General features: G+C 24.7%; 14 protein-coding genes and 1 tRNA gene. 11 read left to right on the plus strand and 4 right to left on the minus strand.

What is annotated here, in order from left to right; translation table 11 throughout:
- The 3 genes from AMN99_RS04985 to AMN99_RS04995 form a co-directional block, all read left to right on the plus strand.
- Positions 1-691 (plus strand): SbmA/BacA-like family transporter (locus AMN99_RS04985; RefSeq protein WP_075506712.1); only part of this gene is annotated, 691 nt, incomplete at its 5' end.
- Positions 691-1,638 carry a class II fructose-bisphosphatase gene (gene glpX / locus AMN99_RS04990; protein ID WP_075506713.1) on the plus strand — a complete coding sequence of 316 codons (948 nt, stop codon included), beginning with the start codon at positions 691-693 and terminating at the stop codon, positions 1,636-1,638. The genes AMN99_RS04985 and glpX, both read left to right, overlap by 1 nt.
- Positions 1,639-1,679: 41 nt before the next feature.
- Positions 1,680-1,754 (plus strand) — tRNA-Glu (locus AMN99_RS04995).
- A gap of 1 nt (position 1,755) precedes the next feature.
- On the opposite strand, the gene AMN99_RS05000 is transcribed toward AMN99_RS04995, so the two are convergent.
- Positions 1,756-2,361, minus strand: a complete 606-nt coding sequence (locus AMN99_RS05000; protein WP_075506714.1) for a class I SAM-dependent methyltransferase — start codon at positions 2,359-2,361, stop codon at positions 1,756-1,758.
- 20 nt (positions 2,362-2,381) lie between these two features.
- Between AMN99_RS05000 and AMN99_RS05005 the strand changes: the two genes are divergently transcribed.
- Both AMN99_RS05005 and AMN99_RS05010 read left to right on the plus strand, forming a co-directional pair.
- On the plus strand, positions 2,382-3,095 hold the full coding sequence (locus AMN99_RS05005; RefSeq protein ID WP_075506715.1) for a glycosyltransferase: 714 nt from the start codon (positions 2,382-2,384) through the stop codon (positions 3,093-3,095).
- A 70-nt stretch (positions 3,096-3,165) separates the two neighbouring features.
- Positions 3,166-3,450, plus strand: coding sequence for a hypothetical protein (locus tag AMN99_RS05010; protein WP_075506716.1), 285 nt, complete (start codon positions 3,166-3,168; stop codon positions 3,448-3,450).
- On the opposite strand, the gene AMN99_RS05700 is transcribed toward AMN99_RS05010, so the two are convergent.
- Positions 3,447-4,043 (minus strand): hypothetical protein, encoded by a 597-nt coding sequence (locus AMN99_RS05700; RefSeq protein WP_143323943.1) that lies wholly within the window; start codon positions 4,041-4,043, stop codon positions 3,447-3,449. The two genes, AMN99_RS05010 and AMN99_RS05700, sit on opposite strands and share 4 nt — an antisense overlap.
- Before the next feature lie 1,041 nt (positions 4,044-5,084).
- On the opposite strand from AMN99_RS05700, the gene AMN99_RS05020 reads away from it, so the two are divergent.
- The 3 genes from AMN99_RS05020 to AMN99_RS05030 are packed head-to-tail and all read left to right on the plus strand — an operon-like array spanning position 5,085 to position 8,219.
- Positions 5,085-5,348: a GIY-YIG nuclease family protein gene (locus tag AMN99_RS05020; RefSeq protein ID WP_075506718.1), complete on the plus strand. Its 264-nt coding sequence runs from the start codon at positions 5,085-5,087 to the stop codon at positions 5,346-5,348.
- Positions 5,323-7,440, plus strand: a complete 2,118-nt coding sequence (locus AMN99_RS05025; protein WP_075506719.1) for a glycosyltransferase — start codon at positions 5,323-5,325, stop codon at positions 7,438-7,440. The genes AMN99_RS05020 and AMN99_RS05025 overlap by 26 nt, the downstream gene beginning before the upstream one ends.
- An 8-nt stretch (positions 7,441-7,448) precedes the next feature.
- Positions 7,449-8,219 (plus strand): FkbM family methyltransferase, encoded by a 771-nt coding sequence (locus tag AMN99_RS05030; RefSeq protein ID WP_075506720.1) that lies wholly within the window; start codon positions 7,449-7,451, stop codon positions 8,217-8,219.
- 2 nt (positions 8,220-8,221) lie between these two features.
- On the opposite strand, the gene AMN99_RS05035 is transcribed toward AMN99_RS05030, so the two are convergent.
- Positions 8,222-9,175, minus strand: coding sequence for a site-specific integrase (locus AMN99_RS05035; RefSeq protein WP_075506721.1), 954 nt, complete (start codon positions 9,173-9,175; stop codon positions 8,222-8,224).
- An 82-nt stretch (positions 9,176-9,257) separates the two neighbouring features.
- Between AMN99_RS05035 and AMN99_RS05040 the strand changes: the two genes are divergently transcribed.
- Genes AMN99_RS05040 through AMN99_RS05050 form a run of 3 tightly spaced genes read left to right on the plus strand, consistent with a single transcriptional unit; the run spans position 9,258 to position 10,187 of the window.
- Positions 9,258-9,458 carry a DUF6356 family protein gene (locus AMN99_RS05040; protein ID WP_075506722.1) on the plus strand — a complete coding sequence of 67 codons (201 nt, stop codon included), beginning with the start codon at positions 9,258-9,260 and terminating at the stop codon, positions 9,456-9,458.
- A 35-nt stretch (positions 9,459-9,493) separates the two neighbouring features.
- Positions 9,494-9,931, plus strand: coding sequence for a GNAT family N-acetyltransferase (locus AMN99_RS05045; RefSeq protein ID WP_075506723.1), 438 nt, complete (start codon positions 9,494-9,496; stop codon positions 9,929-9,931).
- Complete coding sequence (locus AMN99_RS05050; protein ID WP_179850447.1) at positions 9,912-10,187, plus strand: methylated-DNA--[protein]-cysteine S-methyltransferase; 276 nt, start codon at positions 9,912-9,914, stop codon at positions 10,185-10,187. Before AMN99_RS05045 ends, AMN99_RS05050 begins: the two co-directional genes overlap by 20 nt.
- Positions 10,188-10,731: 544 nt before the next feature.
- Here AMN99_RS05050 and AMN99_RS05055 read toward each other — a convergent pair.
- Positions 10,732-11,583 carry a DMT family transporter gene (locus AMN99_RS05055; protein WP_075506724.1) on the minus strand — a complete coding sequence of 284 codons (852 nt, stop codon included), beginning with the start codon at positions 11,581-11,583 and terminating at the stop codon, positions 10,732-10,734.
- Positions 11,584-11,591: the final 8 nt, after the last annotated feature.

The following is an 11,591-nucleotide window of genomic DNA, read 5'->3' on the forward strand; positions in this document are numbered from 1 at the left end:
TCATAGCGTTTATGATAAAGCTCGAAAAATAGAGGGAGCTGCACAAAGAGTTCAGGAAGATACTATTAAATTCTCAAGAATAATGGAATCGCTTGGAACAAGTTTAATTGAAGCTTTAATGATACTTATTGAATTTATGCCAATTTTATTTGGCTTAAGTGTAGGAATTCCAATTTTTTTCTTTGGTGATTGGGATTATGGATTGATAGTAGGTGCTTTAATCTGGTCAGTAGGGGGGACTATATTTTTAATTATTCTTGGTTTAATTTTAAGATTAGTAGGTGTTGAGTACGATCTACAAAAAAAAGAGGCAGCTTACAGGAAAATACTCGTAATTGCAGAGGATGATGGAACTATTCGTCCAAAAACTATAGAAGAATTATTTGATGGAGTTAGAAGTATTCACTTCCTAAGTTACATTAGATATTTGTATTTTAATATTGGAAGAATTGCTTACTTACAGGCAAATGTATTATCTGCATATGTTTTTTTGGCACCAGCAATTGTAGCTGGAGCAGTTACACTTGGTGTAATGCAACAGATAATTAGAGCTTTTGGTAGAGTAGAGGGTTCAATGCAATATATATTAAAAGCTTGGCCTACTATAATTGAACTTGCTAGTGTATATAAACGTTTAAGAGAATTTGAATCCAAAATTATACAAGAAGAATTAATTGATAAAAAAGCCTAATGGCAATCGATAAAAAATTTATTGACCAATTTGTTAACGTGACCTCTAAGGCTGCAATTGCTTCATCATATTTTGTTGGAAAAAAAGATAAAGTTGCAGCAGATAAAGCAGCTGTAGACTGTATGAGGTCAGAGTTAAATAATATAGATATGATAGGTCAAATAGTTATAGGGGAGGGTGAGTTAGATGAGGCTCCAATGTTGTACATTGGTGAAAAACTTGGTACTAAAACTGGCCCTGAATTTGATATAGCTGTTGATCCATTGGAAGGTACTAATTTTGCAGCTAATAATCTTCCAGGCGCCTTATCAGTAATTGCAATTGGGGAAAAAAATAACTTATTTAAAGCTCCTGAAACTTACATGGAAAAAATCTCAACTAAAGTAAAGGAGAGAAACGTAGTTGATTTAGATTATTCGGTTAAAAAAAATATTTTTAATCTGAGTGAATACTTAAACAAAAAACCAGAGAATTTAACTGCATGTATTTTAAAAAGACCCAGGCATGATAAAATTATTGCAGAATTAAGAGATTTAAAAGTTAAAATTAAATTTATATCAGACGGAGATGTATCTGGAGCACTATTAGTAACTGATGAAAAATACTCTGTTGATATTTTTTTAGGAACAGGAGGAGGACCTGAAGGAGTCTTGGCAGCTGCTGCATTAGATGCTTATGATTGTGGTTTTCAAGGTAGATTTTTATTCGAAACAGATAAAGATAAGAAAAGAGCTAAAGAAATGGGTATCAAAGATTTAACAAAAAAATATGATTTAACTGAAATTATTAAAGGTGACTCGATTTTTTGTGCAACTGGGATTACGTCAGGTGATTTAGTTTCAGGCATAAAAATTGAAGAAGATAAATTTATTTCAGAAACATTAGTGACACATAAAGTCTCGAACCTGAAAAAGGTTGTAAAATTAAATCAAAAATTAATACGATAAGCTTGATTAATCGTCTTTTTTGCAATAAAAAGCAGCAATTCGGTCCCTTCGTCTATCGGTTAGGACACGTGGTTTTCATCCTCGAAAGAGGGGTTCGATTCCCCTAGGGACCGCCATTTAGTTGGTACAAAAATAGATATTTTTAGTAGAAGAAATTTTGTAAATCTGAATTACTTTCAAGTTTTGTTTCACAATATCAGCTTTTTCTAATGTCATATTAATTAAAACAATATAACAATTATATTGTAAGTTACTCAACTTATTAATTAACATTCTCAAATCATCTAATTGTTTTAAAGGATCATTCAATATGAATAAATCATATTCATTATTGTTCAAATCAAAATATAAAATATTATCATTAATAATTCTTATGTTTTGATTTTCTAGAATTTTAGATTTTTTAAAAATTTCATTATTTATTTCCACACCATCTATTTTATATTTAGATAATTTGCCAAAAAAATATAATATTTTTCCATATCCAGAACCTAAATCACATAAATAATTAATATTTTTTTTTTTAATAAATTTATTAATTATTTTTAAGAAAAAATAGGGGCAAGGTATCGAATTTGATAAGGAATTGCTTTTATAAATTTTAATTTTATTTAGAAATTTATCATGTTTAAAATAAAAAAATAATTCATTAAAAATAATGGGTATGCTATATAAATGATAATGTTTAAATATATTAAGTAAAGTTTTCAAGTAGTCTATCATTAATAGTTAATTATATTTATATGAACAATCTATCAATAGTTTTATGTACTCTTAATGAAGGAAAAAATATAGCGTCTGCAATTGATAAATTGCTAATTAAAGATACTGTAAAAGAGATAATTATTATTGATGATGATTCTCAAGACGAGACTATTGATATTTTAAATGGATATAAAAATCCAAAAATTTATTTTAAGGTAAGAAAAAATACCAAAAACTTTTCATCAGCATTTATAGATGGGTTATATTTAGCAAAAGGTGATTATATTTTAAGATTTGATTTGGATATGTTTAATTATATTGATTTTTTTATAGACACCTTCCTCAATATTGATCACAGAACAGATTGTTTGATTTTTTCTAGATATGTTGAAAATGGCATTGACAAAAGAAGCAATTATAGAAGTATTCCTAGCTGGATATTAAACAAATTATGTCAGTTATTACTTTTTAAAGATATAAAAGATTATACTGGTTGTATTATTATAATAAAAAAAAAAGTACTAAAAGAAATCTTTCCAAAAAAAACTAATTATGCAAATTTCATTATCGATTTTATTTTTGATTTAAAAAGAAAAAATAAAATATTAATTGAAGTACCATTTACTCAAGATAAGATTACTGAATTTAATAGTAAATCTGGACCAAATATAATTAAATTTATAATAAATGGATCTTTCTATTTAATTTCGATTTTAAGATGTTTTTTAATTAAAAATCTTAAATTAAAATAAATTTAATAAAAACTTTGTGAATTTAGGAAATTTCATTATATGATAGTTAATATTAAGAATTCATTAAATAATGGACTATTATAAAAAAGCTATATTTACTTTTATTTTAATTATTTTTTTTATTATAATATCTATTAGGTTAGTTGAGCCTGTAATAGAAAGACAGATAAAAAGTGCAATCTCAGAAAAAAAATTTTCAGAAAAATTAAAAAAAGAATTGGAAAATAGTGTTGAAGATTTCACACCTGAAAAAAGAGATTTTTATAAAAAAATAATTAAAAAAGCATATATAAAATGGAAACCATTAATAAATGAAGCTATCAAAGAAGCAGATAGCGAAATAAATAAAAACTAATCACATTTTTTTGGATAGAATATTATATATTCATCATCAATAATTTTTGTTGTAATTCTTTTTAGCTTTGTAAATGAATAATTTTTATTAAAATTTAGTTGTTTTTCAGAATTTTTGTGACTCAAGATAATAATATTGTTGTTGTCTATATAATTTTGAACTTTGCTAAATAAAAAAGGATCAAATATTTCGTTAAATTGATATTTAGAACCAGTTAGATAAAAAGGAATTTTTTGAATTGTATTTTTTTTTAACAAAAGATACAAAAAAGTATCATGAGTAAGATTAACACCAGCAATTTTATTGCAGTTTTTATTTATTGAATTAATTTTTTTTTCTACTTTGAATAAAAAATCAAAATAATTTTTATCCCATTTAAAATTTTTGAAATATTCAATATTATTGCTTGATATAAGATTATTATTATATAAATTTTTAAGACTCCCACTTCTACTTTGTGCATGTTTAGAATAATGCATGTTGTAATTAAAAACACAATAAATACTCAATAAAACTAACAATGATGATATAATAAATTTATTATCTTTTTTATTTAGAGTATCAAATAAATAAGCAAAACAAATAATAGCCAACGATATGGAACAAGAGAAATACAATAAAGTTTTAGTTTGACCTAAAATATTTAATAAAAAAATAAATATAAAAATATTTAATAATTTTAAATTTAATTTCTTATATTCATTTGACTTTTTTTGAAAAAAACAAAAAAAACAAAATATATTTGAAATAAAAAAAAATGAATAAAAAACCCATTGAGGTTCATAAATTATATTTAAAATTGGATAAATAAATAAAAAATAGAAATAATCCTTTATTAAAGTAATATATGAATAATTAAAATTTTCTTTTACAATAAAAGGTATTTTTTGAAAAGATAACCATTCCAAAAAAATATTATTAATTATTAAATAATAAATAAAAATTGAAAGTAAAAAAATAAAAGTAATAAAAAAATTTATATTGAATTTATGATTACTTTTATAATTTAGATACTTGGTTAGACTAAATATAAATATTAAGTATATAATGTAAAAAAAAATTATAATATTAAATAAAGTTGTATAAGATAAGTATGCAAAAAAAAGGGCGAAGCCAGAGAGATAGGAATAGATTATTTTATTTTTTAAATAGAAAAAAATAAATAAAATACTAAAAAAAAAAGAAATAAATGTAGGCCAGGGAACTGTCGGCCATGGATATAAAATAAAAATTAATAAAATAGAAAAAAAAGATATTTTTATATTATTAGTAATCTGTTGAATAATTAAATAAATAAAAAATAATGATGAAGCATAAATTAAGATAATAAAGTACTGTATAATAATAATTTTATCCCCAAAAATTTTAATTAAGAAAACATTAATTAAATTTTGCAAAAAACCATATTCTAAAAAAATGTCTTCATATGGTTTTTTTCCATATAAAAAATCTGTAGAATTAGAATAAATAAATCCCCAATGATAACCATCATTTATAATGTGCGAATTTAATATTCCGCCTACTATTGATAAAGAAAGAATTAAAGTAATTCCTATGTTATACTTTGTAATCATTAAATATTTTTAAATCTCTTGTTTAAATTCTGTAAATTATTAATAAAATATATATAAAAAATGCTATATTATGTATACTTAATCAAAACCTTAAATAATTTTCCAAAAAAAACATATGTTGGATTTACTAATAATCTAGATAAAAGGTTGCTCAAACATAATTCCAATAAAGGTGCAAAATCTACTAAAGGTTATAAGTGGAAGTTAATTTATAAAAAAAAATTTTATTCAAAATCAAAAGCACTTTCATTTGAATATAAGTTAAAAAAAGATAGAAAAGAAAGATCACAGATAATTTATGATTTTAACAAAAAAAAATCTTAACATTGCAACAATATTACCCTACAAAGAAAACTATTCTCACAGCAAAGCTTCTGCGGCATCTCTTTGGGTTTCGGAATTTTTTAAAAAATCAAAATATAAAAAAGAAAATATAATTTATGGTCATACTAAACATCATGATTATTTATCTGTTAACTATAAAAATATAAAATTAAACAACATAAAAAATAAATTAAAAAGTACGACAAATGAATATGCTTACAAATTGTCTAAAGAATTAAATAATAAAGATTTTGATCTAGTAGAAATTCATAATAGACCTCAATTGTTATTTAAATTAGTCAAGTCAGTTAAAAGTAGATTTATTTTTTATTTTCATAACGATCCTTTGTCTATGAAAGGTTCGAAAACAGTAAAAGAAAGATTAAAAATATTAGATTCTGTTGAAAAAATAATATTTGTAAGTGAATGGGTTCGTAATAGATTTTTTTTAAATTTAGACAAGAAATTACAGACTAAAACCGAAATAGTTTACCCAAGTGTACATAAACAAAAAAAAATTAAAAAAAAGAAAAACATAATCTTTGTTGGGAGATTAAATTATTCTAAAGGTTATGATATTTTTAAAACATCAATATTAAAAATACTTGATGAATTTAATGATTGGAACGCTTATTCTTTAGGTGATGAAGATAGAAGAAACATTTATATAAATCATAATAGACATAAAGAACTCGGTTTTCTCAACCATAAAAAAACTTTAAACATATTAAACCAATCTGAGATAGCTGTTGTTCCATCAAGATGGGAAGAGCCATTTGGAAGAACATCTCTTGAAGCTTCTTCTAGAGGTTGTGCTACAATAATAAGTAATAGGGGAGGTTTGACAGAGACAACTGATGCGGCAATAATTTTAAAAAATCTTAATTCGAACGACCTTTATTTAGAAATTAAAAAGCTAATTAATAACAACCAAAAAAGGAAATTTTTACAATTAAAAGGTAGAAATAACATCAAACATCTAATTAGTGAAAATACCAAATATATAGACCAAATAAGAGAAAGCTGTGTTCCTTTTTTCAAAATTAATTTTAACAAAAAAAAATTAAAAATAATAAATTTATATAATCAAGGACAAAAACTTAATCATCGATTATTTAATATTTCCTTGGGTAAAAAATTCACTAATGGGTTTGTTAGGAATGGCCATGATGTATTAGAAATTAGTGATAGAGATTTTTTAAGAAATAATAAATCTTTTAGTTTAATTCCTAACAAAAGTAATTTTCAAAAATTTTTAATTGAAACCTTTAAAAATTATAATCCTGATATTATTTTTTTTGGCCATACCAGAAATATTGAAGCTAATACTCTTGAAGAATTTAGAGCAATTAATAAAAATCTTATTATGTCTCAATGGAATGAAGATCCAATCATGCCTAGCCTCAATTATTCAAAACAAAATATTTCTAATATCAAACTATATTCAAATTTAGTAGATCATAATTTCATTACCACCCATCCATCAGTACTAAAAAAAGAAATTAATAATAATTTTCATTTTTTCTTTGTACCTGTTGATAAAAATATTGAGAGTTTTGAAGTTTACAAAATGCGTCCTAAAAAAGATTTATTTTATGCAATGAGCCATGGTGTTAACAGAGCTACCTTAAAAGAAGGAACGGAAGATGAAAGAATTATCTTTCTTGATAAACTTGTTAAAAAAATTCCTAACATAAAATATGATTTTTATGGCTTCTCAAATAAACAACCTATTTGGGGAAATGAATTTAACAACGCCCTTATAAATTCAAAAATGGGACTTAATCTTAGCAGAGGAAAACCAACAAAATATTATTCTAGTAATAGAATTGCTTCAATAATGGGAAATGGTTTGCTTACATTTATCGATGAAAAAGTTCAAATGAGAGATTTTTTTGATAAAAATGAGATTGTTTTTTACAAAAATATTAACGATCTAGCAGATAAAATAAAATTTTATTCTAAAAATAATAAAATCAGACAAAAAATTGCTAGATCAGGACAAAAAAAATATTTTAAATTATTTAATGAAACTAAAGTATCAAAATATTTTATAGATATATCTTTGGGTAATAATGCAAAGTTGCTCTAATTAAAATTATGTTAAGTTTTATTTTAAAGATACCAATTCTTAAAAGATTAATTCCCTCTTTATACAAAAAATATATTTTTTTCTTTAAAGATCATAAAAAAACAATAATTGTTAATGGTATTTATTTTGATTTAGACTTGCGACATTTAATTGATAGACGTTTTTTTTTTCACAAAGCCTATGAAAATGAGCTATTCATACCTTTGTCTAATATAATTGAAAAATATGATGTAGATTATTTTTTTGATATTGGATCTTGTTGGGGTATCTATTCCTTAAGATTGGCAAAAAAATTTAATAAACTTAATATAGTTGCCTATGACCCTATAAAAAAAAATATTGAAAGATTAAAAAATTCTATAATTAAAAATAAAATTTCTAATGTTCGTCCTTTAAAAGTTGCAATAGGAGATAAAAAAGGTTTTGTTACTTTGGGTGCCACCGAAACTTACTCTCCAAATTATGAGATAAATGAAAAAAATGCTGTAGTCACTGAAAAATGTGAAATTGATACATTAGATAATCTTCATAATAATATAAATGATAAATTTATTGCTTTAAAGATTGATACTGAGGGATTTGAATTTAATGTATTAAAAGGAGCTGAAAAATTGCTGTCAAATAATAAAGTATTTTGTCAAATTGAAATTAAAAATAATAATTATCAAGAAGTTTGTTCATTTTTAAAAAATAATAATTTTAAATTAATCTCAATTAATAAATTTAATAAGACAGATTATTTTTTTTCTAACTTTTATGAAGAACGTATTACAATATAAATTTATATTTTTACTTTATTCAAAGCATTATTTTTAAATAAATTTGCTTCTCTGATGTATCTTCTGACCATTTGTGTAGTTTTGTGACCTGTCATTGCCATAATACTTCTTTCATCAGCTCCAGAATCGGCTGCAACAGTAGCAAAACCTGATCTCAAACTATGACCTGCAAAGTTTTTATTTTCTATTCCTGCTAATCTCAAATGTTCCTTAATTAACAAAACTACAGATTGGTCAGTTAAGCGATTATCACTTAAATTTGATCCTTTTGAAAATCGTCTAAAAATTGGACCAGAATTAATGTTGGAAATTTCTAACCACTTTTTAAGGTTGGCTACAGGGCAATAATTTTTATCATTAAAATAGGGTAGCCCCTTAATCATTCCCTCTCCAAATTGATCAGTTTTTGATTTTCTAATAGTTATTTTCAACCCTTCAGGTACAAATTCTAAATCTTCATAATCAATAGATATTAACTCTGATCGTCTGAAACCACCTCCAAAACCAATTAGAATTATTGTTTTGTCTCTAAGCTTCTTAGCTTCATTTGTGTTTTGCTCATTTATTGAATTAATTATTAATTTTAAATGATTAATTAATAAAGGTTTTTTACCTTTTTGAATGCTGCCTATAACTCTTCTAATACCTATTAAATTTTCAACAATTATTGGGTGTTTGGTATCTAGGTAATGACCTTTTAATTTATGAACCATGCTAATAGACACAAGGCGTCTTCTTAAAGTGCTGAATTTTGAGTTTTTAGAAAGGTAGGTCAAATATAAAGAAACTATTTTAGGTTCAGTTGGTAATGAGCTTAATCCATGCCTGGAACAAAAAGCCCCAAAGTCTTTAAAATCAGATTTGTAAGCTCTTAGTGTGTTATTTGCCTTAGAACTTTTTAAATTTTCTAATGTCGCATCATGTAGTATTTTCAGATCTGTTGTTAGCTGATTCATATTATTACTATTGATAACAATTAATTATCGTTAGTAATATATTAATAGATTTTAATAGTCAATACTAATAATTATAAAAATTATGATCAAAAAATCACAAGAACATCTCAATTCAGTTAATGAAAGTTATGCAGAACATATGAGCGTAGCGTTAAAAGTAGGCTCAAAAATGATTACTAGTGGATTTATGGCTTTAATTCATGGATTAATACCAGCAATTTTCGAAAAAAACGCAAGCAATAGAATAAAAGAACTGCATAATTTTATAAACCAAAAAAGATAATGATTACAATAATTTAATGTAAATAACTAATGTAAATGATTAGAAAAATTAAAAGAAAAGATAAAGAAAAATGGATAAAATTGTACTGCGGGTATGCTAAATTTTATAAAGTACCTATGAAACAAGAGATTTTAGATACTTTATGGAGTTGGATACACGATGAAAATCATGTTGTGAATGGAATATGTTACGAAATTGAAGATAAAATTGTTGGAATTGCACACTACAGAACAATGCCAAGACCAATAAAAGGTCAATATATAGGATTTTTAGATGATTTATTTGTGGATGAACACTTTAGAGGTAAGAAAATAGCTCAAAAACTTATAAAATACCTTGAATCTTTATCTAAAGAAAATAATTGGAATGGAATTCGTTGGATAACCCACTCTTCCAATGAGACAGCAAAAAAATTATATGATAAAATTGCAAAAAATACAGGATTTGAATTATATGAACTTAAAAGGGACTAAATTTCAGATAAAAGTTTGGAATTACTTGAAAAAAATACCTAGAGGAGAAGTCAGAACCTACCTTCAGGTGGCAAAAGCTATTGGAAAGCCAAAAGCCCATAGAGCGGTAGCAAATGCAGTTGGGAAAAACCCATATCCACCTAAAATACCTTGTCATAGGGTAATTAGGACTGATGGGTCACTCGGAGGATACTCAGGAAAAGGTGGAATTAAGACTAAACTGCGTTTACTTAGATCTGAAAAAGTAGACATTTAAGGTTAAAAAAGTGTTGAAAATAAAGACTTTTAGACGATTTTCTTGAATAATCATGTAAATAACGCTATTCACCCTTCAGTTGTACTATATATCTAAATATAACTAAATAAGTACCCTCTATGGGCGATTAAAGAGCATATTCTATTACTGCATTGCTCTATTTTTCAATGATATCAACCCTTTTTTAACGTCTAAAATTTGCTCTATTTTACAGGTTTTTTAAGCCACCTGCCCTACAATTTTTGATGCAAAAATATACTTTAGAATTTCATTAGTAAAAAACTGTTGCAATTAAACACTTCTAGCAATTTATATTATTTTTCAACGCTTTAACTAAATTTAGTTTTTTTTTCTAAATCAATGTGATCCAAAAAAGCTATTAATATTAATGATTTTAATTAAAAAACCAAAATATTACTCTACTTCAAAAAATTTTAATGCATTTTAATTAAATTTATATATAAATAATTTATTCAATAATTACAATAATTTAATTGTATATATTAATGTAAAAAATTAATAATTAGTATACAAATAAATACTATTAATTACTTTTTTTTAAAATATATTCTCTTCTGGTTATATAGAGACCACTTAAGACAATTATAAATAGACCTAAATAAGTCCAATTATCTGGTAATTCATGAAAGAAATAATAGCTAATTAATATGTTTGTTATGATTTCTGTATAACCCAAAGGAGCTAATTTTGAGGCATCAGCATATTTGAGTGATAAAATTAAGAAAAGATGTGCTACAGAGGCTATAAGGCCGATTAAAGCCATTAAAATCCACTGATTTGTAGTAGGATTTACCCATACAGTAGGCATAAATAAGCTAATAATGACCGTTCCTATTAAACCTGAAAGCAAAAGCGTTAAAAGAGGGTTGTCTGAAGTGCTAAGTTTTCTTGTTATAATAAGGTAAAATCCATAACAAATTCCATTACCTAAAGCAGCTAAAGTAGCTAGATTAAGTTCAATAAATCCAGGTCTAATAACAATTAAAGTACCAACAAATCCTAACGATACAGCAGTCCATCTTTTTACCCCTACTTTCTCATTTAAAAAAAATGGAGATAAAGCTGTGACACAAATTGGTGCTACAAATGCTAAAGTTAAAGCTTTAGGGAGTGAAATTTCAGAAATCGCATAAAAGAATAAATACGTAGAAAAAACAAATATCAAACCTCTTATTAGTTGAAGAGCTGGTTTTTTTGTCCAAACTAATGATTGCCTATAAAATATAAGCATTAAAGACAAGGTAAAAACTACTGTAAAAAAATATCTAGCCCATGTTATTTGTAAAACATCCATTGATGAGCTTAAATATTTTGCAAACGCATCCATAACAGGGACAATCATCCAAGCAGATGCATTTAAAATTATAGCCTTCACAACTGAAA

It is taken from the genome of Candidatus Pelagibacter communis (assembly GCF_001180225.1).
Lineage (GTDB): Bacteria > Pseudomonadota > Alphaproteobacteria > Pelagibacterales > Pelagibacteraceae > Pelagibacter > Pelagibacter ubique_D.

Bases quoted from the DNA above. Each gene is read 5' to 3' on its own strand.
- glpX (WP_075506713.1), top strand. From the start codon at position 691: ATGGCAATCGATAAAAAATTTATTGACCAATTTGTTAACGTGACCTCT.
- AMN99_RS05000 (WP_075506714.1), bottom strand. From the start codon at position 2,361: ATGATAGACTACTTGAAAACTTTACTTAATATATTTAAACATTATCAT.
- AMN99_RS05005 (WP_075506715.1), top strand. From the start codon at position 2,382: ATGAACAATCTATCAATAGTTTTATGTACTCTTAATGAAGGAAAAAAT.
- AMN99_RS05010 (WP_075506716.1), top strand. From the start codon at position 3,166: ATGGACTATTATAAAAAAGCTATATTTACTTTTATTTTAATTATTTTT.
- AMN99_RS05020 (WP_075506718.1), top strand. From the start codon at position 5,085: ATGCTATATTATGTATACTTAATCAAAACCTTAAATAATTTTCCAAAA.
- AMN99_RS05025 (WP_075506719.1), top strand. From the start codon at position 5,323: ATGATTTTAACAAAAAAAAATCTTAACATTGCAACAATATTACCCTAC.
- AMN99_RS05030 (WP_075506720.1), top strand. From the start codon at position 7,449: ATGTTAAGTTTTATTTTAAAGATACCAATTCTTAAAAGATTAATTCCC.
- AMN99_RS05035 (WP_075506721.1), bottom strand. From the start codon at position 9,175: ATGAATCAGCTAACAACAGATCTGAAAATACTACATGATGCGACATTA.
- AMN99_RS05040 (WP_075506722.1), top strand. From the start codon at position 9,258: ATGATCAAAAAATCACAAGAACATCTCAATTCAGTTAATGAAAGTTAT.
- AMN99_RS05045 (WP_075506723.1), top strand. From the start codon at position 9,494: ATGATTAGAAAAATTAAAAGAAAAGATAAAGAAAAATGGATAAAATTG.
- AMN99_RS05050 (WP_179850447.1), top strand. From the start codon at position 9,912: ATGAACTTAAAAGGGACTAAATTTCAGATAAAAGTTTGGAATTACTTG.